Below are 23,461 nucleotides of genomic sequence, written 5' to 3' on the forward strand. Positions count from 1 at the left end.
AAATGGTGAAGATGTACTACGATAAGGACGCCAAGCTGGAACTGCTCAAGGGCAAAACCATCGGCATAATCGGCTTCGGCAGCCAGGGGCATGCGCACTCGCAGAACCTGAAGGAGAGCGGATGCAAGGTCATCGTGGGCGAGCTTAAGAACAGCGTCCCATGGAAGGCCGCGGTCAAGGCCGGCCTGGAAGTGGTCACAGCCGAGCAGGCGGCCAAGGCCTCCGATATCATCATGATGCTGGTGCCGGATCAGCTGCAGAAAGAGATATACAAGAGCTCTGTTGAAGCCAACCTGAAGAAGGGCAAGGTGCTCATGTTCGCGCACGGCTTCAATATCCACTACGGGCAGATAGTGCCGCCCAAGGACGTGGATGTCACAATGATAGCTCCAAAGTCGCCGGGACACATGGTCCGGAGGCTCTATACCGAGAAGTCGGGAGTGCCGGCCCTTGTCGCGGTATATCAGGATGCGTCCGGCAAGGCCAAGCAGATGGCGCTGGCCTATGCCAAGGGCATCGGCTGCACACGCGCCGGTGTCATAGAGACCACATTCGCGGAAGAGACCGAGACCGATCTGTTCGGCGAGCAGGCGGTGCTCTGCGGAGGCATAACATCGTTGATCAAGGCCGGATTCGAGACGCTGGTCGATGCCGGTTACCAGCCGGAGATCGCTTATTTCGAGGTTTGCCATGAGTTGAAGCTGATAATCGATCTTATATACCAGGGCGGTTTCGAGTACATGCGCTACTCGGTTAGCGATACCGCGGAATACGGCGATTACTCCCGCGGCCCGCGCGTGATCGATGACTACGTTCGTGAAGAGATGGCTCAGATACTTGCCGAGATTCAGGACGGCTCCTTCGCGCGTGAGTGGATACTGGAGAATCAGGCGGGACGGCCTGTTTTCAACGCGGCGCGGCGCAACGAGGCAGAGCATGAGATTGAAGAGGTCGGCAAGAAGCTGCGGGCCATGATGCCGTGGCTCAAGGGGAAATAGCGACGGTTGTAGTATAAATCGTAGATATAGAACGTTACGTAGGGGCGATTCATGAATCGCCCCTACAAGAAATATCGCGGGCATAGACAAAGTTACATAAGACATAATATAATTTTAAAACAGCCATGTCGTACTATATGGGTTCTCAACTGCGGAGAGTTATTCTCATCCTTACCGGCCCCTCTCTGAAATGAAGGAGAGGGGTATAAGCAGTTGTGTAATGAATAATTCTCCAGGGAGGACGTATATTTATGGACAAGGTTATTATTTTTGATACCACTCTTCGTGACGGGGAGCAGGCTCCCGGCGCAACCCTCAATCTCAACGAGAAGCTCGAGATAGCGCTTCAACTGGAAAAGCTCGGCGTAGATGTCATCGAGGCCGGCTTCCCCATCGCCTCGCCCGACGATTTCGAGGCGGTGCGCCTCATATCGGAAAAGGTTAAGAAATCCTCGGTATGCGCCCTGACTCATGCAAACGCGGAGGCTGTTGACCGCGCGTGGGAGGCGGTGAAGGGCGCCAAGAAGCCGCGAATACATGTGTTTCTCTCGACGTCTGACTATCACCTTAACTTTCAGCTGAAAATGAGCCAGGAGAAAGCCCTGAAGCTGGCATGCGATATGGTCAAGCGCGCCAAGAAGTACACTAACGATGTGGAGTTCTCGCCGATGGATGCCACCCGCACCCAGCCGTCATTCCTCTATAAAGTCGTGGAAGCGACGATCGCTGCCGGCGCCAGGACGGTCAATATACCGGATACGGTCGGTTACACCACGCCCGACGAGTTCGGCGGCCTGATAAAGGGCATATTCAAGCATGTTCCGAATGTCGGCAAGGCCGTCATCAGCGTGCACTGCCACGATGACCTGGGCATGGCGGTAGCCAACAGCCTGGCCGCGGTCAAGGCCGGCGCCCGGCAGGTGGAGTGCACCGTTAACGGCATCGGGGAGCGCGCCGGAAACGCTTCGATGGAAGAGATCGTGATGGCCATAAAGACACGCCACGATTTCTTCGGTACGGCGACGAATATAGATACGACGCAGATATACAGGACCAGCCGTCTCGTCAGCGAGATAACCGGTTTCGTAGTGCCGCCGAACAAGGCCGTAGTCGGCGGAAACGCCTTCCGCCACGAGTCCGGCATACACCAGGACGGCGTGATAAAGAAAGCCATAACCTATGAGATCATGGATCCGCAGACGGTGGGATGGCCGTCTAACAAGCTGGTGCTGGGCAAGCACAGCGGACGCCACGCCCTGAAGAAAAAGCTCGAGGAGCTGGGCTACACCCTGAGCGATGAGGAGCTGGCGCGCGCTTTCGCAGCTTTTAAACAGCTTGCCGACAAGAAGAAGGAGGTCACCAACAGGGACCTTGAATCGCTGCTCGCCGAAGACAAACGCACCGTATCGGAGACATACCGGCTGGAGCAGGTTCAGGTATCATGCGGCGACCGTAATATTCCCACGGCCACGGTCAAGCTCGTTGCTCCCGACGGGAAGGTGGTAGCCGATGCCGCGCTGGGCACCGGGCCGATCGACGCTATTTACAAGGCCATCAACCGTCTCGTGGGCGTGCCCAACAAGCTCATCGAGTTCAGCGTCACCTCGGTGACGGAGGGCATCGATGCCATGGGCGAGGTTACCATCAGGATAGAGAGCGATGGCATGGTTTACCTCGGACGCGGCGCGGATACCGATATAATAGTAGCGTCTGCAAAGGCTTACGTTAACGCTTTAAACCGCCTCATAGCAGCGAAGGGCATATAGCAGGGGGAAATGATGGAAGAACAGAAGGACGAACAGAAGACAGAGAGTCGGATTCAGAACCTGGAGCAAACTCTCAAGCTGGCGATGATACTGGTGGTGGTAAACATGACCATCAGCTTCGCCGCCCTTGCTATAGCATTTGCCGTGCTGTTCATCGGATAAGCAGCATTCCGATTTCGGGCGTTCGGTAAACGGGGCAACCGTAATCGTGGCTGAACCCTCGATTATTCTTATTATCATTTGAGCTATCCCGATTCGAACGTGCGGTATTGTACGGACTACGGTTTTGTTCTAGACTACTGTTGCATCAACGACATTTTATGGGTAAATTACGTCGGCATTTAGTTCGAAGAAGGTAAAAGAAAGATGAGCGGATCAAACATAGCGGAAAAGATACTGGCCGCGCACAGCGGCAAGAAAAGAGTTCATCCGGGCGAGTTCCTGGACGTCAGGGTCGATCTTGTACTGGCCAACGATATTACGGCTCCGATATCGATAAAGGAGTTCGAGCGCATCGGCGTGAAGAAGGTCTTCGACTCGAAGAAGATCGTGATGGTGGCCGATCATTTCGTGCCGAATAAGGACATCGCCTCCGCCGAGCAGGCCAAGCTCATGCGCGAGTTCGCCCGCAAACACGGGGTGGTTTACTACGAGGCGGGCTGCGGAGGCATTGAGCACGTGCTGCTGCCGGAGCAGGGGCTGGTGCTCCCCGGCGATGTGGTGGTGGGCGCCGATTCGCACACATGCACGTACGGCGCGCTGGGCGCTTTCGCCACGGGCATGGGCTCTACCGACATCGCCGCGGCTATGGCCACGGGGGAGGTCTGGATGAAGGTGCCTTCGACGATAAAGTTCGTCTTCAACGGCAGGCTTAAGAAGTGGGTCGGCGGCAAGGATTTGATACTGTACACCATCGGCAAGATCGGTGTCGACGGCGCGCGCTACCACGCCATGGAGTTCTGCGGCAAGGCTATCGATTCGTTATCCGTCGAGGGCCGTCTCACTATGGCCAACATGGCCATCGAGGCCGGAGGCAAGGCGGGACTGTTCCGCGTCGACGATAAAACCAAGGTGTATCTCAAGGGCCGGACGAAGCGCAAGTATTGCGCCTATGAGCCTGATGCGGATGCGGTTTATGAGCGCGTCCTCGAATACGATGCGTCCAAGATCGAACCGCAGGTGGCCTTCCCGCACCTGCCGTCGAAGACCAAGCCGATAAGCAAGGTCGGGAACGTAAAGATCGACCAGTCAGTTATCGGGAGCTGCACCAACGGCCGAATCGAGGACCTGCAGGTGGCCGCCGACGTCATCGGGAAGCGAAAGGTTCACCGCGATGTAAGGCTCGTCGTCATACCCGGCACGCAGGAGGTTTACCTCGAAGCGATGCGCCGCGGCCTTATCGAGACGTTCATCAAAGCGGGCGCGGCGGTGAGCACCCCGACGTGCGGGCCGTGCCTGGGCGGCTACATGGGTGTGCTGGCTGCGGGAGAGAAGTGTATCTCGACGACGAACCGCAATTTCGTGGGGCGCATGGGCAGCAACAAGTCCGAGGTTTATCTGGCTAATCCAGCTATAGCCGCCGCCAGCGCGATAGCGGGCAGGATCGCGAGCCCGGAGGAGATTAGATAGTAGGGGCAATTCATGAATTGCCCCTACGTATGGATTCCGGCATGCGCCGGAATGACGGTTATGAAAGAGAGGTACAGGAGAGAATTCTCTCCTGACGGGGTATTAGGGGTGTCCCCTATTTTTATAAAATCCCCCAAGATTGGGGGATATAGGGGGTTGACGGAGATTGCCACGCTGCGCTCGCAATGACAATTAGGATAACGAGAATGTCTAAATCGACAAAAAATACATTAGAACTGCTCAAGGCCAGGATCGACAATATGGTTCCTGACAAGAACTACCTTCACGACACGTTCGTGATAATCACCCTTCAGGAAGCTATCGAAGCCGCGCTGGAGGGCAACTTCGGCGTTGGCGCTGTGCTCGTCAATGGCAAAAAGATAGTGCAGAGAGGGCACAATCGCGTGTTCTATCCGTACTTCCGCAGCGATATGCACGCCGAGATGGATGTGATGACCAAGTTCGAGGAGAAGCACAGGGATGTGGAGCGCATGGGCGGCTATACGCTGTTCTCCTCGATCGAGCCGTGTCCCATGTGCCTGGGGCGTCTCATTACATCGGGCGTCGGGAAGGTATATTACGCCGCTATCGATCAGGATGGCGGCATGGCTAACAGGCTGGCCTATATGCCGCCCGAGTGGCGGGAGCTGGCCGAGCGGCAGGATTATCGACTTGCCGATTGCTCGCCGGAGCTGTCCGAGATCGCGTTAAAGGTATTTATGGAGACGGTCGAGAAGAACGACAGCAAACTGCGTCAGAGATAAACGATGTCGAATGTTGATCGCGATGAGTAACGTCGACGGCAATGTAATCTATGAGGAGAAGGTCAGGTTCCCCATCATCAGGGGCATCGTGGCCCTGTTTGCCGTTATGACGATAACCTTCATGGTAGCTTATCTGTACCAGCTTATAACAGGGCAGCAGGACGATAGCTCCGTGCCGCTGTGGTTCGCCGCGACCATCCTGTCGGCGATGGCATTGCTCACGCTGTTTCTGGCGAACCTGGTCACGCTCTCCATTCGGATGACGGAAGAAGGAGCGGTCGTGGGTTTCGGGATATTCCGGGTTGGTGTGAAATGGGTGGATGTTCGCGATTGTCGACCGGACAGGGAGAGCTCGTTCCTGTCCGCCGCCAACTGGGGCGTCAGCGTGGGGTTCACCGGACGGAAGTTCAGGAGGATGTACAATGTGATGGGCTGCCCGCGCGTGGTGCTGGAGATGAGGCAGGGCAGGAGGGCGCTTGTATTTTCAACGAAAGAACCCGACAAAGTAGTCGACATAATCAAAAGTCGAATCCAGACTCAGAGGGCGGTTTGACGGGGCAGTCATGGATAGTGGAGCGGGAAAGAAAACTGCGGGCAAGATCGTAATAGTCGGCGTCGGCCTTTTGCTGATCGCCGTGCTTACTTTGATTGGCAAGTTCTTCATGCGCGGCTTCTACGCAGGCGCGGCGTTCGCATTCATCGCCATCGTCGGCGTGTTAATTTGGATGCGCATGTCTACGCGCGGAGGCGGCAAGTAATTCTTTCGTATCGATAAAGTGTGTGTAATGGCTAACGACGATATGCAGAAAATGATGGCTGAGGCCTCCGATCCCGAGATATATCGCGAGGTCGTGGTGTTCACGATGGGCAGAGTTATCATCGTCCTGTTCATGGTCTTAACCGTCTTCTTCCTGGCGATGTTCATTTCTCAGATTACTGAGGGCCCGGTGGGCGATAAACCCGCGCCTGACTGGTTCTTCTTGATGATGAGTTTGTTCTTTATATTGATGACGTTCGTCATCGTTAACTTCAGCAAGCTGGTGATCAAGGCCACTTCCAGATCGCTTACGGTGGCCTACGGTCTGTTCAAGCGCGTTATCCCGTGGGAGGATATCGCCGAATGCTACCCGGATGAAGTCTCGGCTCTGGGCAACTACGGCGGTTACGGCATACGCATCGGGCGGGTCAACGGCAGGACGCGGCTGGTGTACAATGTGCTCGGCGGGGAGCGCGTGGTGCTGGTGCTGAAGAAGGGCAGGTTCAACGAGTTCGTGTTCTCGACTAACGATCCGGATGCGGTGATGGGTGTGATTAAGGGGAGGATTAGGAGGTAAGAGAGGAAGATATGAAAGACATGACCGGAAAGCAGTGGTTAACAAGCTTTAAGAAGCATTATTGTAGTAATATCAAATGTTACGAGGAAGGTCTCAGGGGACATAAGGAGGAAGGGCGAGAGTGGACTAGATTTATTCTGTCCAAAATTGTAGAACCTGTTGGTGAGGACTTTGGTTGCTATGTTATAAGGCAAGGTAAGAAGAATGTTGAGGAGAGTGGAGAATATCTACATATCGATGCCCTTTTCCTAGATGATTCGATTGATCCAGAACTCTACAATAAAAAATCTCCTTATAATGATCCTCGCATTTTGCCTGAAGCTGCTATAGAGCATGAGAACTCAACTGATTTTGATAAAATTTCATTTTGTTTATGGAAGCTGCTCTGTGTAAGAACTAGACTAAGAGTGCTGATTTGCTATCAATCTAATTCAAGGAAGATGAGAGAATTAATAAAACATTTGGAACAGAAAGTTTCTCGTGGGAAACTAATGAAAGGCGAAGGCGGGGACCTTATAGTTATTGTAGGTAATGAGGAGCATGATGACGATGCTCAGTCGTTCGAGAAATACTACCGTGTATTTCAATGGCAAGGTGATGGGTTGAAAGAAGTAGTGTAGATAACACGTGGAGACTGAATTCAAAGGATGTCATATGAAACTCAGAGGTAAAGCACATAAATACGGCGCGAATGTGGATACGGATGCCATCATCCCGGCGCGCTATCTCAACGTGTGGGAGCCGGCGGAGCTGGCGGCGCACTGCATGGAGGACATCGACGAGGAGTTCCTCAAGCGCGTGAAAAAAGGTGATATGGTCGTGGCTACAACCAACTACGGCTGCGGCTCGTCGCGCGAGCACGCGCCCATCGCGCTCAAGGCCGCGGGCGTGTCGTGCGTCATCGCACAGAGCTTCGCGCGCATCTTCTTCCGCAACGCCATCAACATCGGCCTGCCGCTGCTGGAGTGCGCCATGGCTGACAAGATCGATTCAGGCGACGTGCTTGAGGTGACGCTGGAGTCGGGTCAGATAAAGAACGTCACCAAGGGTAAGACCTATAAGGCCGAGCCCTATCCCGATTTCATGATGGAGCTTGTCTCAGCGGGCGGGCTCATCGAGTATACTAAGAAGAGAATTAAAACGAGGAGTGCCAGGTGAAATTCAACATTGCTTATCTGCCGGGCGACGGCATCGGGCCGGAGGTGGCCTCGGAGGCGGCGAAGGTGTTGCAGACGGTCTGCGAGAAGTTCGGCCATAAGGCCATACTGGAGTACGGCGATGTCGGCGGAATATCCATAGACAGGCACGGCGTGGGGCTGACGCCCGAGACGCTGAAGATGTGCCGCAAGAGCGACGCGGTGCTGCTGGGCGCGGTGGGGGGGCCCAAGTGGGACATCCCTGATTCCGAAGTGCGGCCGGAGGACGGATTGCTCGATTTGAGGAAAGGCTTGAAGCTGTTCGCCAACCTGCGCCCGGTGAAGGTCTTCCCCATGATGGAGCACCATACCAACCTCAAGCCGGAGGTCGTGCACGGCGTCGATCTGGTAGTCGTCCGCGAGCTGACCGGCGGGCTGTACTTCGGCAAGCCCAAGAAGCGCTGGCAGACGGAGAAGGGGCGCAAGGCTGTCGATTCCATGGTCTACACCGAGCAAGAGATCGAGCGCATACTGCGCGTGGGCTTCGAGATGGCGCGCGGACGCCGCAAGAAGCTGGCCTCCGTCGATAAGCAGAACGTGCTCATGACATCGCGGCTGTGGCGCGAGATGGCCATAGAGATGTCGAAGGAATATCCCGATGTCGAACTTGAACACCACCTCGTCGACGCCTGCACCATGCGCCTGATACAGAAACCGTCCGCGTACGACGTCATCGTTACCGAGAATACCTTTGGCGATATCATCACCGACGAGGCGTCCATGCTTGCCGGGTCGATGGGCATGCTGCCCTCGGCAAGCCTTGCCGATATACCGCGTGTCGGGTCGAAAGTCTTCGGCATGTACGAGCCGATACACGGCAGCGCGCCGAGCCGCGCCGGGCTGAACATGGCCAACCCCATCGCCACGATAATGAGCGCGGCCATGATGCTGCGCTACTCGCTGGGGCTGGCCGAGGCCGCCGACCTGATCGAGAAGTGCGTGCTGGACGTGCTGGAGGACGGCTTCCGCACCTATGATATCATGAGCGACGGCCGGACCAAGGTGGGGACGCGGGAGATGGGGGATCTTATCGTCAAAAAGGTGGCGGGGGCGAAGGTGTAGGGAATAAGCTTCGGCGAGGTGTTCTTCACCTCGCCGAGCGAATGGTTAATCGTTCCTAGCGTTTGTTTATCTGTCTTACGGGCCTGGCCTCGATATAGCCGCGATAGCCCTGGGGCTCGAGCTGGAAACGGGGGCCGTCTTCATCGGCCCACTTAAAGCCGTACAGCTCCGGATTGTAGGTCTTCATCACCGCCCAGAGGTCGCCGATGGCCTGCTCGAATTTGGCGTCATCGTAAGGCTGGCCCTGGAAGACCATCATCTTACACGGCTTGAGGGCGATGATCTCGTAGCCTTGAGGAACCGGTCCTTTATATCCGGCGGGCATTTCCACACCCATGGCGTATTCCGATGTTCCCGGCTTGCGCAGGTTCTTCGGCAGCCACATCCCGATGGGCTCGTAAAGGGCTTCTTTCACATCCTTAAGCTCCTGGTAGATATCGCAGCCCAGCTCCTCGCAATAGGCGAAGTAATCTTTCGCCGCCTTCCCTCTTTTCAGGATCAGCTTGCGCGCTGGTCTGTCGACCACCTGAACGAAAACGGTGTTGGGTTTGGACTTTGTCGCCATTATTTTTCCTCCTCTTTGTAGGCTGAGGTAATAATCGCGCATGTCTTCCGGCATGAAGGGCTCGACCGGCGGCTTGTCTTTGCTGAAGCGCCGCGGGCTCATACCGAAGTGCCTGGAGAACGCGCGGGTAAACCCTTCGTGCGACTCAAAGACGAAGTCGAAGGCCACATCGACGATCTTGATGTCTTCATCCCGGAGCTTTTCAGCCGCGCGCGCCAGCCGCAGCTCCCGGACATAGTCGAAGGGCGTCTTGCCGGTGAGTTCTTTGAAGACCCGCGCGGCATGCCACGGAGAATACCCTGCGGCTTCCGCCAAGTCGTGCAGGGTTATCGGTTCCGTGATATGGCTTTCGATGAAGTCCTGCATCCGGCGCGCCGCTCGCACGTTTTCCCAGCTATTCGTATTATCACCTCGCAAAGAGAGTGTAACAAAGCGTCATCCGCGGTTCTTGACCGGGATTGCTCGGATTATGGGCTATATATAAGAGGGGTTCTCCTCATCCTCATTCCATTTAAGATGGTTATGCTGAATATAGTTCCTTACATTCCACAATTCTTCTTCGTTCCTGATGATACGGTCGTAGAATCTTGGTTGCCATTCAAAATCGATTCCGTTAACTGTCGCCCATTTTTTAATGCTGCTTTTGAATCCTCGCATAATTGACGCAAGATTTTCTGATTGGGGACCGAATTTATTTGGGCCTTGACGTTGTAGAGACGCAATATGTTGCGTCTCCGTATTTTTGGTAATAACGATAATGCCGTGAATATGATTGGGCATAATGGCAAATTCGTCTAATTCAACGAAGGTGAAATGGTTGGGTATCTCATACCAACATTGTTCGGCTACTCTCCCAATTTTGGAAAGAATCATTTCGTCATTTTTAATTTGGCCAAACAGATATTCGCGATTCTTTATGCAAATAGTCACGAAGTAATATCCGTTCTGCGAATAATCCCATTCCTGCAATCGAGATGATTCGACGCGGTATTTGCTCTTGAATAGGTCAGGGGTCATATAATGTCTCATAATTGAGACGCAACATTTTGCGTCTCTACATTTGGTATCCTACCGGAATTATATACAGCGGCTTCAGTTCTTCGCCGAGGTTCAGAATCTCGCCGACCTTCTTATTCTCGAAGGCGCCGACCATGACGGTGGCCAGACCCAGCGCCACGGCCTGGAGCGCGATGTTCTCCGCGGCGTGGCCGGTATCGATGTGGACGTATCGCTCGCCGCGCTTACCGTAGGTCTTCATTGTACGTTCGTAGACGGCACAGATCGAAATACATGCGGGAATCTGTGAGATGCACTTCTGGTTGAACGCTGCCGTCGTTCCGAGTTTCTCCCGGATGTCGCCCTTCAGATGCATACTCAGCGAGTGCTCTTTTACGTTGTAATGATATACTCCGGCGTCGAGCCCCTTGACGTTGCCGGCTATCACGAACAGCTCCAGGGGGTAGCTGGCCCCTGCGCTGGGGGCGGCGCGGAAGAAGTCCGCGGCGGTGATGCCCTGAGCGGCCCACAGCAGTTGAGACAGTTGTTCCAGCGTTAACGCGTCGGTCTTGTAGTCGCGCACCGAGCGGCGCTTGAATATCGCTTCCTCGACGGATACATCGCCTTTTAGTTTTGGTGACGGCAGTTTGATTTCAGTCATATGTTACCTCTTGTGCGGTTATGTGTAGGGGCACAGCATGCTGTGCCCCTACGTTGATTCATTCTGATTCTGCATCGACTTTGCGCTCGGCTTTGGGCAAAGCTAACCTCAGCGCATCTCGCAGGGATGACGCCTGCAACAGCTCCATGCCCCTGGGGGCTTTTAAACCCGCGGATTCGGGCGTTATGAAGCGTTTGAAGCCAAGCTTGGCCGCTTCCCCGATCCTGCGCTCCGTCTGCGGCACGGCCCGCAGCTCGCCGGAGAGACCTATCTCGCCGACGGCGGCCAGGTTGCGGTCAACTGGTGCGCTGCGCAGGCTGGAGGCGATGGCTATCGCTATCCCGAGGTCGGCGGCCGGCTCGCCCACCTTGAGACCGCCGGCCACGTTGACGATGATGTCCTGATTTCCCAGGCCCAGTCCGGCGCGCTTGGTCAGCACGGCGGCCACGAGAAGTAAACGATTGAAATCGATTCCGTTCGTAGTGCGCCGCGGCGCTCCGAAGTTCGCGTTCGTCGTTAAGGCCTGTATCTCCACGAGAAGCGGCCTGGTGCCCTCAAGCGTCGGCACTACGACCGATCCTATCGTCTCTTTGGAACGTTGTGAAAGGAAGGCCTCGGACGGGTTGGATATCTCGATAAGGCCTTTGCCCGTCATCTCGAACACGCCGACCTCGTTCGTCGATCCAAAGCGGTTCTTGACCCCGCGCAGCAGGCGGTAGGAGCTGAACTGCTCGCCCTCCAGATAGAGCACCGCGTCGACGATGTGCTCCAGCGCCTTGGGCCCGGCGATGAAGCCGTCCTTGGTCACGTGCCCGGATATGAGCAGAGGAACGTTGTTCTCCTTGGCCCACTGCATGAGCCTCACGGTGCACTCGCGTATCTGCGCGATGCTCCCCGCCGACGAGTCGATGCCGTCCATGTAGACCGTCTGTATGGAATCGACGATGGCGATGTCCGGCGGCGATTGGGCCAGTTGCTCCAATATGACCGAAAGGTTGGTCTCGGCAAGGGTGAATATACGCTCGCCCGGCGTACCCAGTCGACCGGCCCGCAAACGTATCTGGCTCAGCGATTCCTCGCCGGTGACATACAGAACCGTCTTGCCCGATTTGGCGGCGTTGGCCGAGACCTGCAGGAGGAGCGTCGATTTGCCGATGCCGGGGTCGCCGCCGATGAGCACCAGCGAGCCGGGGACGATGCCTCCGCCCAGCACCCTGTCGAACTCCTCGATGTCGAGAGAGAACCGGGGGGCTTCCTCTCTGGATACGCTGCAAAGTTCCTGTGGGGAGTTCGCGGTTCGTGATCTGGTTGAGCGCTTGGAAGTAATGTGCAGTGTCTCGACATACGTGTTCCAGCCGTCGCAGGCGGGACAGTGCCCGACCCACTTCGCGCTCTCCTTGCCGCATTGCTCGCAGACGAAGACCTTGCGACCTTTTTCCATGGGCTAATTATACATTAGGCGTTGGCCTGGCTCAACGAAGATATTAATAGCTTTAGTCTTCATTAATAAAACACCTCCACGCCTCTAGCTTCCAACTCAGGTATATATGTATCTGTCGAATCTTCGTTTAACGGGTTGCCCACTATGTTAAGGGAGTCACCGGATGAGATTCCTGAATTTATTACAAGAGCCTGTATGTCAGTAATATCGTTTTGTTCAAGCGATATAACATCAAGGTTTACCAGATATGATAAACCGTTAATCTCGTTGATATTATTAAAATCGAGATTCAACGTTGTCAGCATGTTAAGCCCGGACATGTCAGGGATGCTGTTTATGTGATTCATGCTTATATCCATCTCTTCTAGTTTGCTTAAATTACATAGAGGAGATATGTCATTTATTTCATTATATTGAGCGTCAAGGATTTCCAGTTTAACGAGGCTGGCTAACGGTGTAATGTCAACTATATCGTTAAAGTAGATATTCAAGATTTCCAGGCTAGTAAGGCTTGATAGTAATGAGACGTCATCTATGCCGTTGGCCCCGAGGTCCAAATATGTAAGATTGGCAAGAGAGGAAAGTGATGAAAAGTCACTTATTTTATTTCTGTAAAGGATTAACTCTCTGAGATTAACAAGGTTTGAGAGAACTTCGATGTCATTTATCTCATTTCCAGACAAGTCTAACGACGTCAATCCAGTCAGGCCTGAAAGCGGCGAGATATCAGTAATTTCATTGTAGGAAAGAACCAATGTGGTCAATTTGGTTAATCCTGCGAGTGGTGAAATATCGCTAATCATATCACCCCAGCTTCCGCCAATGCTTAGGTGGGTCAAGTTGGTGAGGTTTGATAGTGTAGCTATGTTGCTAATCCCGGAATTTGCGTCGAGATTTAAGGTTTCCAAGTTGACCAAACCCGAGATGGGGGAGATATCGCTCAATTTATTCCAGCTAATATTCAGGACGGTTAGATTTGTGAGTCCCGCGATAGGGGATAGATCACTTATTTCTTCATTATCGAGATCGAGCACTTCTAGATTGATGCAATGTTCAAGGCCTGTGAGGTCGGTAATGTGTTGGAAAGTTGATACTGTGTCTAGCTCCGTCAGTCCTTCAAGGTCGGATTGATTTATTTCTCCGCTGGGCTTGTCTATGGCCTCGCGGATGGCGGCCTCAAGGTTGGGGTCGGGGAAGCTGATACCGCCGGGGGAGGAGTCGCCGCAGCCTGTTGCGAGCGCGGCCGGCAGAATCAGGCACAACGCTAAGACAAGGTAAATAAGTTTAGTTTTCATCGAAAGTAACCTCCACACCCCTTGCTCCCAGCTGAGGAATGTATGTATTCAGAGAATCTTCGTCAAGCGGGTTATCCCTAATATTAACACTGTCGCCGGAAGAGAGTCCGGTATTCTTAATCAGAGGCTCTATGCTGGTTATCTGATTACAGTCCAGTGATAACTCATCAAGATGCATAAGGTTGGACAGGGGAGAAATATCGGTTATCTGGTTACCTCCGATGTTTAGAACCTCCAGATTTGCCAGGTTAGACAGTGCGGATATTTCACTAAAATTGTTGTTATATGAAATGGATAGCCAGGTAAGACCAGTGAGGTTTTCCAGCGGTGCAATATCGCTTATTTGATTTCCGCTAAGCAATAACATATCCAAGTTTGTGAGATTTGCTAGCGGAGAGACATCTACTATATTATTATAGCGAAGGTCTATTCCTTCTAATTTGGTGCAATACTCAATGCCGGTAATATCTGCGATGCTCATATCTCTGGCATTGAGTGAATACAATCCTTCGAGGTCTGAAGCATTGATGGGGCCGCTGGGCTTGTCTATCGCCTCGCGGATGGCGGCCTCAAGGTTGGGGTCGGGGAAGCTGATACCGCCGGGGGAGGAATCGCCGCAGCCTGTAACTGGTAACGCGATGGTAAGCGCGCATATCGCGCAGATGATTAAACGGACTAATGATTTCCTCATGGCTTGTCTCCTGTCAGGTATGTTGAATGTCTGCCCTGTAAGCACAAATTTACTTCCCTCAATAACAAGCAACTTGCTCAAAAGATGATGCGGAGTCGTCGAATGGCAGGGGTAATGGCAGTTACCACTATGAGGCATAGTATAAAGCATGAGGTAGATTCGGTCAACGTTTGCCGCATGGGAAAACGGCGCATCGATCTTGTGATTAAATATCTCTAATCTAAATCCCCCTTGGCCCCCTTTGCAAGAGGGGGTGAATATGCGGAGACGCAATATGTTGCGTCTCTACGGGGTACCGTCTAATCGAGAGGTCAAAAAAAAGCCCCGGGATTCATCGTCCCAGGGCTTAGCGTTCAAATATTTGTCGTTTGACGTTTACGTCGCTGACTTCGCCGGCTCCAGCGTGCGGCTAACTATCCTGCCGTCATCGGCATCGAGAACTATAGTGTCGCCCGGGCAGAACTCGCCGCGCAGCAGCTGCTCCGAGAGCGGGTCCTCAACGAGGTCCTGGATAACGCGGCGCAGCGGGCGCGCCCCGAAAACAGGGTCGAAGCCTTTTTCCCCCAGGAGGTTCCTGGCTGCGTCGGTGGTCTCGAGCTTCATGCCCTTATCTATAAGCTCTTTCTGCACGTCCTTCAGCATGAGGTCCACGATCTGATTGATGTGCTCTTTGCTCAGGGCGTGGAATACTATGCTCCCGTCGATGCGGTTGAGGAACTCGGGGCGGAAGAAGCGTTTCATCTCCTCCAGCACCTTGTCCTTCATGCGCTTGTACGATTGCGACTGGGTCTTGGCCTCATCTGACTTTGTGGAGAATCCCAGCGTCGAATCGCGCCGTATAAGCTCGGCTCCGATATTGCTGGTCATGACGATTATCGTGTTGCGGAAATCGACGCGCCTGCCCTTGGCGTCGGTGAGGTGGCCATCGTCGAGTATCTGTAAAAGGACATTGAAAACGTCCGGGTGCGCCTTCTCGATCTCGTCGAGCAGTATGGCGGAGTAGCCTTTGCGCCGAACCGCTTCGGTGAGCTGTCCGCCTTCTTCATAGCCTACATAGCCCGGAGGCGCTCCTGTGAGCCGTGCCACGGCGTGCTTCTCCATGAACTCGGACATATCGAGTCTTATCAACGCGTCCTGGCTGCCGAACATGAACTCGGACAGCACCCGCACCAGCTCTGTCTTACCCACTCCGGTGGGGCCGAGGAAGATGAAGCTGCCGATGGGGCGGCGCGGGTCCTTGAGCCCGGCCCTGGCGCGGCGCACGGATTTGGCTATAGCCGTGATCGCTTCGTCCTGACCTACGATGCGCTGGTGCAGAACTTCCTCCATCTGCAGGAGTCTGGTGGTCTCGTCCTTGGCCATGCGCGTCACGGGTATGCCGGTCCACATGCAGACCACCTCGGCGATGTCGTCCTCGGTGACCACTGGCTTTTCCTTCGCTTCCTGTTCCTGTTCCCATTCGCTCTGAATCGAGCTCAGCTTTTCGGTTAGATCTAGCTCGCGGGAGCGCAACTCGGCAGCCTTATCATAAAGCTGTGAGGCGATGGCCGATTCCTTATCCTGGCGCGCCGCGTCGAGATCTTTAAGCGTCTCTTTAAATGTCGTCGGCGTGTTGAAATTCTTTATCCGCACCCTTGAGGCGGCTTCGTCGATAAGGTCTATCCCCTTATCGGGGAGATGCCGGTCCGGTATGTATCTGGCCGCCAGCGTGGCCGCGGCGTGTAGCGCCTCATCGCTGATGATAAGCTGGTGATGGTCTTCATAACGGGATTTAATCCCCTGTAATATCTTTATCGTTTCCTCGACCGTCGGCTCTTCAACCTTTACTGGCTGGAACCTGCGCTCGAGGGCGGCATCCTTCTCTAGGTGCTTCCTGTAATCGTCGGCCGTGGTGGCGCCGATGCACTGCAGTTCGCCGCGCGCCAGCGGGGGTTTGAGTATGCTGGAGGCGTCGATGGCGCCCTCGGCCGCTCCGGCGCCCACTATCGTATGTATCTCGTCGATGAACAGGGTGCAGTTGCCGGAGGTCTTTATCTCTTCGATGACCTTCTTCAGGCGTTCCTCGAACTCGCCGCGGTATTTGGTTCCCGCCACCAGCGAACCGATGTCGAGCGCCAGCAGTCGCCTGTCGCGTAGCGTGGCCGGCACCTCGTTGTTGGCGATGCGATGGGCTAGACCCTCAACTATCGCGGTCTTACCCACGCCCGGCTCGCCGATGAGACAGGGGTTGTTCTTGGTGCGCCTGCTCAGTATCTGTATGACGCGCTCTATCTCCTTGTCGCGCCCGATGATGGGGTCGAGTTTATCCGCTCTGGCCGCCGCCGTCAGGTCAACGCTGAGCTGGTCCAGTGTGGGGGTTCTTGTTGCCGTGCGCGGCGAGCCGGCCTGCGACTGCTGCGGCATGTTCTGGCTGAGAAGGCGCACGGTCTCAGCCCGCGCCTTCTCCAGAGTCACGCCCAATCCTTCAAGAGCGCTTGCCGCTATTCCTTCGCCCTCGCGTAACAATCCAAGAAGGAGATGCTCGGTGCCGATGTAGTTATGATGCAGCCGCCTGGCCTCGTCCACGGCCAGCTCTATGACGCGCTTGGCCCTTGGCGTAAGTCCGACCTCTCCCGAGACGGTCCGTTCGCCTTTTCCCATCGACGATTCAACAGCCTGCCGAACGCGATCCAATTCCAGGCCCAGGCTAACGAGGACTTTCGCGGCCACGCCGTCTCCCTCTCTAACCAGGCCGAGCAGTATGTGCTCCGTGCCGATGTAGTTATGGTTAAAGCGCTGCGCTTCCTCCTGGGAGAGGGTTAAGACCTTTCTGGCTCTCTCGGTAAATTTTTCGAATCTGCTGGACATCTCTCCCTCCAGATATAGATGAGGGTTACATACTTATTATGTTTATATTTTAACATACGGCTATTTAAAAGGGAATCGCCATTGTGATGAGATCGAAGCCGTCTTTACATGTCTCCGCTTTGGTAATAAAATACAATTCGTCCGCGGGTGTAACTCAGTGGTAGAGTATTTGCTTCCCAATCAAGCCCTCTGCCCTCAAAGCTGGGCGATCCGGAATTAGCTACGAAATTATCCCGTCTAGGCAAGCACTCCCTTGTCGGCGCGATTGTATCGTTAACTTTGATGAGGTCATGTTTTGTCATCTTCATAGTTTGCCTCCCATTTATCATTCCATGCCTGGTTTCCGTGTTAAGGATCTGTTCAAACAACATCTCCAAAACCTGTTACTAAGTTGAATCCCCTTCCTTTTCAGCAACGAAAGGAGTATTTCATACGGTTTCGTAGATTATCTAAGTCGTCTGGGCCTACGTTTTGGTTTGCGGGATAGCGGATAGGCGGTGACACCCGCGCACTGCTCACAGCGCCACTTTTGCCTTACTGTATCGGCGTAGCGATAAATACCGTACTTGCGCATTTTTTTTGAATAGCAGAAAGGGCAAACCGGCATGCTAGTTGTATCCTCTCACTATTATAGTAGATGCAATGATAATATAGCATATTATATTTGTGTTTGCAATAAATGATCTACAATAAATATTACTCGATATGAATCGGTTAGACGGTTTATAATCCGGGCACGGATGATTTGAGTAAGAAGGTATCACATGACATTTCCGAGTGGTATCATTCAGGATGCCTGGCAAAGGCGAAGAGGACTCTGCGCTAACCGTGGCAAAGGTTTGGTTTTTTCTAACAGAGATCGAGTAGGCTACGGCGCTCGGCATCCGCATCATAGAAAACCCGTGCATGAAGATAATGGCGATACTCTCCAAAATTATGCCATACTCTGTGTGAATGAACTTGAACACTACCGCTGTAACGTCGGACATAGTGGGTTGGGGTGGCGGTATTATTCACCAATCGCAGATTCGGAACTACCCTCTCTTTATGCTGGTGAACGCATTAGTAAAGCTGTGTATCCTTATACTCTGAAATTTTCCCATGCACCCTGAGGGAGATCTCTCAGGAATAGCTTCTCTAGTCAACCTTTCCAACATAGCCTGTTTTTTCCATCACCATATCCAGCCAAAAAGCTGGATACAACCATGTCCAGGCTTCCATTCATTGACTTTAAACTATTTATTGGTTGCGGATCTCGTTTCGTTACAACATTCGGAGAATAGGATAGTTTGATTCCCGGCCCGGCGAGGTTGGCATTTTTGATAATACTTGAAATCAGGGGCCAGCCACAACCGATATTAGGCTGGTATTATAGGGGCGATTTCTGGCTGAATTTCCAGACTCCTTTTTGACTGAATTCTTTTTTTGGCTAATTGACTAATTTAGACTAAATCCCATATCCGCAGCTATATGAACAGCCGAATCAGCCATAATTTCAGGCTCATTTCAGGCAATCCTCCGGGATAAATAATGGAGACCGTATGCAGCAGGGGGTTCTCCAGAGAAGAAGAATCCATTTTCCTTTATGAATTCTTCTGCAGCAATAGACTCAACAAAATTAGTGAGTGTTCAAATTCTATTGGGATATCCCAAGTGGCAGAGGTTCAAACAACGAAATAGGATAGCCTTTGAATCGATGAAACCTAGAGGCCTTGAGTGTTTCATGGAGATGAGTGCATTCTGAAAGCTGCTTAAAAAGAGCGCTGCTATTATTTCTTTGCAGGCTCAGCAGATTTGTCGGCAGGTTGATTCTTTTTCTTACAACATGAACCGAAGATTTTCTTTAAGCACATGGGGTTCTCCTTCTTCTCTATTGCCGAGAGAAATATTATAGCTTCGTGTTTAAAATAGATACTCTTTCTTTTACCCTTCTTGCTGCTGTCTGACGGGTTATAGAGTTTTCCAGTTCTTTGGCTAGCTTCTCATCATCGATGACATCTCTAAGCCAGTTGCTGAAGTCATGCTTCTCCTCATTTGCATGATAGACAAAGGTCTCATCTGACATATTGGCCAGGCCATCAGCTAAATCCCTCATGCTCCTGAAAATCCGTCCATCGCTGCACCAGAATGCATAATCCTCAGTGCAATCAGCCAGCAGTTTCTCCGCCTCCTGCTTTGTCACTTTTATTTTGTTCATGTCTACCTCCTGCTATTCATCGTATCTGCGATATTTCATGGCAGCAATGTTCAGATTCTATGCACTAATTCCACACTGTGAAGTTGAAATTCTATACCGGTTTCATATTATTGTCAATTCAACAACACAATAGCATTTATACAAAGCAATAACATGCTTTCCAGAGTGGATCAGCCCGGAGAAGTTCCACCCTCAAGCAAAGGGAGTTCGAACGTTTCCAAATAGAGTCTAATATCCAATTTACCAGTTTATGGTCGTCCTCTTATAAAACCTGATGGGCTTGACAAATTTAATATATTAGTATATATATTTATCTTGCGTTGTATTTTATTACTTTAAAAAGTGTCCCCTTGAATTTATTGGAGGTATGTTATGGGCGAGAGAGTCGTTTTTTGTGGAAAATGTGGAAAAGAATTATATAGTCTTGGTCATATTGTAGACGATAAACCATCACAATGCCTCTATTGTAAATCTACGATGAAGTCCTACGTTACACTCGGCCTATCCAGAGAGTATACTCTCAGTGTATCTACTCCTAATAGCTGTACCACTTACAGAGTTGGCGTGACCAGTATTCAAGCTTAAAGCGCTGGTGTCCTGTAACCTAGTAAACTGTGCGAATATGCCAGAGTATTACTTCTAAATCCAGCCTGCATTTGATATTATTAGCATTCTCATTTTTACTACCTAATAAATATATGTGCGAAGCGACTATCGGATCTGGTGCCTAGACCTGGACGGTATGTGGCTGAACAATGGAAGCTATAATGTTTAATGGGCTACACTTTCCGGGGGAGCTGTAACGGTTCCCCCATCACATATCGTCGATTGAGGCTGCGTCCGATTGATGACGGGATGCCGAATCAATTACAGCCGACGGATAATGCTCTCCGAGAGGTCTTGACTGTCAGATGAGGTTCCGGCTGATACACCTTTTGTGCCGATTGTCAGTAGACTATGCTGACGTTCACTAATTGCCCTTTGTGCATGTCAATGAGGACCCGATCTCCGAATGGCTGTTGAAGCTGGACTTCGATGGAATCCTGGCAACTAAGGCCGCCTTTCAGGGGAGTTGAGGAGGCGATCACTTTAACCTGTACGTCGACGTCCGTCTCATGCAACAGCGTTACTTCCGGGTCGCCTTGGCAGGAGGAAACAAAAAGTACCAGCCTGTCCGGGGAAATCAGCGATGCCTCCATTATACTCACTTCGCCGCGCCAGACGCCGCCGAGGAGCTGCCATGCCGCGAAAACTGTTACCCCAAGCACAACTGCAAACACGAGCAACGCAACTAGAATTTTTATGTGTCTTGGACGGCCGGATAAGAACCTTCTTAAACCGGATTCGTTAGTCATAAGAACTCCCTCCTTTGGTTGGCTGCACCTTGCCGCGGCGTCTAATTGTAAGGGGCAAGCGTGGTGGCTTGCCCCTTGTTAAAAATCCTGAAACTTACCGCATCCGGCCGAGTCCTCCGATTTTTAGTTCGTGGCGACTTGAATTCCTAAAGCGTACCACATCTTATCAGTTCGTGAAAAAACTTCTCTAAGAAACGGCCAGAATGGGTCGGCCATCCATCCCCTATTGAGACCATAGTCCGTATTGCCCCAATACACAGGTCCGCCGCTATCGCCGCCAGAAATGTGATTCTCCCCCATTTGTACGAGATTGCACACGTCTCCGTTGCAGACGTTGAGCTTCCGCACTTGCTGACAGCTCTGGTATGTTGTCTTACCGTTCCGACAAAGAGTCTGCCCAACGGTTGGAGATCCGGACCATGAGACATCGCGCCTGTCTGTTTCGAGTGTTGAACTGCTGCCCGCGTAGAAGTCGTCAGTTTCGTTCTGGGGCCCCGTATGCCACTGGAAGTCTCCGTAAACGCCTTGATACTCTGCCTGAAAAGTCAGATTCTGGCCGTCGTCAGTTTGAGAGTTAGAGCAGTGTCCGGCGGTACAAATGCCTCTCACCCCATATGACATCGTCCCGAATCCTGACGTACAATCAGAAAGGGCTTCGCCGCCCAGATGCTCTGTGCTGCTAGCGGTACCGCTTATAACCTGAACATTTGAGCGTACCACGGAGGTGGTAATGCAGTTGAGAATATCCGCCCTGGTCGCATCGGTGAGGGCCTTTTCGGCGACGGCCCCGAGATCATCGAGAACCGAAGCGGAAGCTGTTCTCTCAAGTACAACAGTTGTTGTTATCTGGCCTGTCTCGGTGTCGAACCAGGTTGAGGCATCAAGCACGTCAGGCGACTCCAATACCGCATAGTGGACTGCTTCAATCGCACTTTGCAGTTCCGTCTCGGTGAAGCACGAGCCGGTGCGCACTTCGACCGAAACGCTGCTGTGGCTACCGGTGAAGATGTCGATAATATCGAGCGCTTCCTTGGGAGCGCCGCCCTTGAAAGCGATCCACGCGCGATCAGCGCCTACGATCGCCGCATCAGCAAAGGCTTCGGGACAAGCTCCGCGGATCCTGGCAACCGCCAGGGCGAAGTTGTCGTTCCAGGCATACCGATCGATAGCCTCCTGAAGCGATATACCCTCTTGGCTGGCGACAGACTTCAAGTCCCGGAGTTCCGCGTCGCTTATCGGGTCGTCGATTTCCGGCGGCGCCGCCTCTGACACGGACGAACAATCGCATCCTGCCTGACCGTCCGTATCCGATGCACTCTCTACCAGCGCAGCGGTCCCTTCGTCAGTTCCTGAAAGTCCCATGAGGTCTTCTGCTTGAGAAGCTATTCCCCAAATTCCCTGCGCCGAATCCGAAGGAGTAAATGGTTCCCTGTCTGTAGCAAAAGAGGAACCTGCTACAGCTATAGAGATAACGAAAGTGATCGCCAATAAGGAAATAAGTGACCTCTTTGAAATCAATGCCTTTTTCATTTTATTAACCTCCTTGATGCCTTTAAAAAGTATTTTAGGGTATCCAAAATATTGTGTCAATAGGGGTATAGAAGATACCTATATATAATATGGCGGTCGCAACTCCTCGATCCTGCGGTGAGGTTTTTGGTTGTTTTCCTAGGTTAGGTATTTCATATATTAATGGTTGAAGGAACCGAGTTTGTCTAGGGTTTATAGTAATCTTCTTATAAAGCGTTTCATTCGGATCCCCTGTTTTTATAGCTCCGTGAGTCCAATATGTTTCTGAACCTTGCAATACGCAAACAATGTCAACTCTGTTTTGGCGGGTTTAAAAATCCGATTCGAATTGGTTATAATTTGCCGGTGAATCTATAAAAGGAAGGTGCCTCACATGGAATTGATGGATGCGGTAAAAGGACGGCGGAGCATTCGCAAATACAAAGCCGATCCCGTCAGCGATAAAGACCTTGAGACGATATTAGAGGCGGCGCGATGGGCGCCGTCCTGGGCCAACACGCAGTGCGTGCGATGGATACTGGTCAAGGATCGTGAGACCAAGCGGAAGCTGGCGGAGACGTTGTCATCTATAAACCCCGCCGCCGAGGCCATGCTCACCGTCCCCGTGGTGCTGGCGTTCTGCGCCGAGACGGGACGGGCTGGCATCAAGAAACGTAAGACACATTGTTAGCATCTAAGCCCTCGTCACCCGGGGATAACACCAATAAATCAACTAGAAGAATCTCTCCCAGGGCTCTTTTTCAGTTAGTCTACGGATTATCAAACGTCAGTAGTGCGCCGTAGATGTCCCAGTTTCTGTTACGCTTATCCTGCCAGACCACCGTGTTTCCTGAAATGGCGGGTAGTGCTTGGCCAGACGTGTTGAGACATATGGGGAACTTGGTGGCGGTGGATAGATTGCAGCCGTAGATATCGGTTGCATACCAGTAGTTGTTGCAATTCTCCTTCCACACTACAATGTTGCCGGAAATTGCTGGGCTCGATTGGCAGTAAGAATCGGTGCAGATGGGGAACTCAATACCGGAAGATAGATTATATCCGTAGATATCGTTGTCCTCATAGATTTCTTTACGGCAGTCCGTCCATACGATGATGTCGCCATCGATCGCCGGGTTCAGTTGGTCGTCCTCATAG

23 protein-coding genes are annotated in these 23,461 nt (G+C 52.5%); 12 read left to right on the forward strand and 11 right to left on the reverse strand.

The window, feature by feature from the left end; all coding sequences use genetic code 11:
- Positions 1-2 precede the first annotated feature (2 nt).
- The 11 genes from ilvC to leuB all read left to right on the forward strand — a co-directional run bounded on the left by ilvC (position 3) and on the right by leuB (position 8,749).
- Positions 3-998: a ketol-acid reductoisomerase gene (gene ilvC, locus WC562_08520; protein ID MFA5056189.1), complete on the forward strand. Its 996-nt coding sequence runs from the start codon at positions 3-5 to the stop codon at positions 996-998.
- Positions 999-1,249: 251 nt separating this feature from the next.
- Positions 1,250-2,764 carry a 2-isopropylmalate synthase gene (locus WC562_08525; GenBank protein ID MFA5056190.1) on the forward strand — a complete coding sequence of 505 codons (1,515 nt, stop codon included), beginning with the start codon at positions 1,250-1,252 and terminating at the stop codon, positions 2,762-2,764.
- A 12-nt stretch (positions 2,765-2,776) separates the two neighbouring features.
- Entirely contained in the window at positions 2,777-2,926 is a 150-nt protein-coding gene (locus WC562_08530; GenBank protein ID MFA5056191.1) for a hypothetical protein, read from the forward strand.
- Between the two features lie 204 nt (positions 2,927-3,130).
- Positions 3,131-4,393 (forward strand): 3-isopropylmalate dehydratase large subunit, encoded by a 1,263-nt coding sequence (gene leuC, locus WC562_08535; protein ID MFA5056192.1) that lies wholly within the window; start codon positions 3,131-3,133, stop codon positions 4,391-4,393.
- 206 nt (positions 4,394-4,599) lie between these two features.
- Positions 4,600-5,157 (forward strand): nucleoside deaminase, encoded by a 558-nt coding sequence (locus WC562_08540; protein MFA5056193.1) that lies wholly within the window; start codon positions 4,600-4,602, stop codon positions 5,155-5,157.
- A gap of 10 nt (positions 5,158-5,167) precedes the next feature.
- Entirely contained in the window at positions 5,168-5,710 is a 543-nt protein-coding gene (locus WC562_08545; protein ID MFA5056194.1) for a hypothetical protein, read from the forward strand.
- A gap of 10 nt (positions 5,711-5,720) precedes the next feature.
- Positions 5,721-5,915, forward strand: coding sequence for a hypothetical protein (locus tag WC562_08550; GenBank protein MFA5056195.1), 195 nt, complete (start codon positions 5,721-5,723; stop codon positions 5,913-5,915).
- A gap of 27 nt (positions 5,916-5,942) precedes the next feature.
- The gene (locus tag WC562_08555) at positions 5,943-6,491 is read left to right on the forward strand and encodes a hypothetical protein (GenBank protein MFA5056196.1); all 549 of its coding nucleotides are present in this window, start codon (positions 5,943-5,945) and stop codon (positions 6,489-6,491) included.
- 11 nt (positions 6,492-6,502) lie between these two features.
- Positions 6,503-7,111 (forward strand): hypothetical protein, encoded by a 609-nt coding sequence (locus tag WC562_08560; protein MFA5056197.1) that lies wholly within the window; start codon positions 6,503-6,505, stop codon positions 7,109-7,111.
- A 34-nt stretch (positions 7,112-7,145) separates the two neighbouring features.
- Positions 7,146-7,649 carry a 3-isopropylmalate dehydratase small subunit gene (locus tag WC562_08565; GenBank protein MFA5056198.1) on the forward strand — a complete coding sequence of 168 codons (504 nt, stop codon included), beginning with the start codon at positions 7,146-7,148 and terminating at the stop codon, positions 7,647-7,649.
- Positions 7,646-8,749 (forward strand): 3-isopropylmalate dehydrogenase, encoded by a 1,104-nt coding sequence (gene leuB, locus WC562_08570; GenBank protein MFA5056199.1) that lies wholly within the window; start codon positions 7,646-7,648, stop codon positions 8,747-8,749. The genes WC562_08565 and leuB overlap by 4 nt, the downstream gene beginning before the upstream one ends.
- A gap of 55 nt (positions 8,750-8,804) precedes the next feature.
- On the opposite strand, the gene WC562_08575 is transcribed toward leuB, so the two are convergent.
- The 10 genes from WC562_08575 to WC562_08620 all read right to left on the reverse strand — a co-directional run bounded on the left by WC562_08575 (position 8,805) and on the right by WC562_08620 (position 22,159).
- Positions 8,805-9,680, reverse strand: a complete 876-nt coding sequence (locus WC562_08575) for an AraC family transcriptional regulator (GenBank protein MFA5056200.1) — start codon at positions 9,678-9,680, stop codon at positions 8,805-8,807.
- Positions 9,681-9,788: 108 nt separating this feature from the next.
- On the reverse strand, positions 9,789-10,331 hold the full coding sequence (locus tag WC562_08580) for a transposase (GenBank protein ID MFA5056201.1): 543 nt from the start codon (positions 10,329-10,331) through the stop codon (positions 9,789-9,791).
- Positions 10,332-10,368: 37 nt separating this feature from the next.
- Positions 10,369-10,971 (reverse strand): SagB/ThcOx family dehydrogenase, encoded by a 603-nt coding sequence (locus tag WC562_08585; protein ID MFA5056202.1) that lies wholly within the window; start codon positions 10,969-10,971, stop codon positions 10,369-10,371.
- 58 nt (positions 10,972-11,029) lie between these two features.
- On the reverse strand, positions 11,030-12,412 hold the full coding sequence (gene radA, locus WC562_08590; GenBank protein MFA5056203.1) for a DNA repair protein RadA: 1,383 nt from the start codon (positions 12,410-12,412) through the stop codon (positions 11,030-11,032).
- 62 nt (positions 12,413-12,474) lie between these two features.
- A complete protein-coding gene (locus tag WC562_08595; protein MFA5056204.1) occupies positions 12,475-13,707 on the reverse strand; it encodes a leucine-rich repeat domain-containing protein in 1,233 nt (410 codons plus the stop codon).
- Complete coding sequence (locus tag WC562_08600) at positions 13,697-14,398, reverse strand: leucine-rich repeat domain-containing protein (protein MFA5056205.1); 702 nt, start codon at positions 14,396-14,398, stop codon at positions 13,697-13,699. The genes WC562_08595 and WC562_08600 overlap by 11 nt, the downstream gene beginning before the upstream one ends.
- A 375-nt stretch (positions 14,399-14,773) precedes the next feature.
- Positions 14,774-17,245 carry an ATP-dependent Clp protease ATP-binding subunit gene (locus WC562_08605; protein MFA5056206.1) on the reverse strand — a complete coding sequence of 824 codons (2,472 nt, stop codon included), beginning with the start codon at positions 17,243-17,245 and terminating at the stop codon, positions 14,774-14,776.
- Between the two features lie 1,888 nt (positions 17,246-19,133).
- Complete coding sequence (locus WC562_08610) at positions 19,134-19,442, reverse strand: hypothetical protein (protein ID MFA5056207.1); 309 nt, start codon at positions 19,440-19,442, stop codon at positions 19,134-19,136.
- 947 nt (positions 19,443-20,389) lie between these two features.
- The gene (locus WC562_08615; GenBank protein ID MFA5056208.1) at positions 20,390-20,797 is read right to left on the reverse strand and encodes a hypothetical protein; all 408 of its coding nucleotides are present in this window, start codon (positions 20,795-20,797) and stop codon (positions 20,390-20,392) included.
- Positions 20,798-20,920: 123 nt separating this feature from the next.
- A complete protein-coding gene (locus WC562_08620) occupies positions 20,921-22,159 on the reverse strand; it encodes a hypothetical protein (GenBank protein ID MFA5056209.1) in 1,239 nt (412 codons plus the stop codon).
- A 541-nt stretch (positions 22,160-22,700) separates the two neighbouring features.
- On the opposite strand from WC562_08620, the gene WC562_08625 reads away from it, so the two are divergent.
- Positions 22,701-22,997 carry a nitroreductase family protein gene (locus WC562_08625; protein MFA5056210.1) on the forward strand — a complete coding sequence of 99 codons (297 nt, stop codon included), beginning with the start codon at positions 22,701-22,703 and terminating at the stop codon, positions 22,995-22,997.
- Between the two features lie 79 nt (positions 22,998-23,076).
- Here the strand turns inward: WC562_08625 and WC562_08630 are convergent.
- The coding region (locus WC562_08630; protein ID MFA5056211.1) for a hypothetical protein at positions 23,077-23,461 on the reverse strand (385 nt) is incomplete at its 5' end.

It is taken from the genome of Dehalococcoidia bacterium, assembly GCA_041649635.1.
Classification (GTDB): Bacteria; Chloroflexota; Dehalococcoidia; order E44-bin15; family E44-bin15; genus JAYEHL01.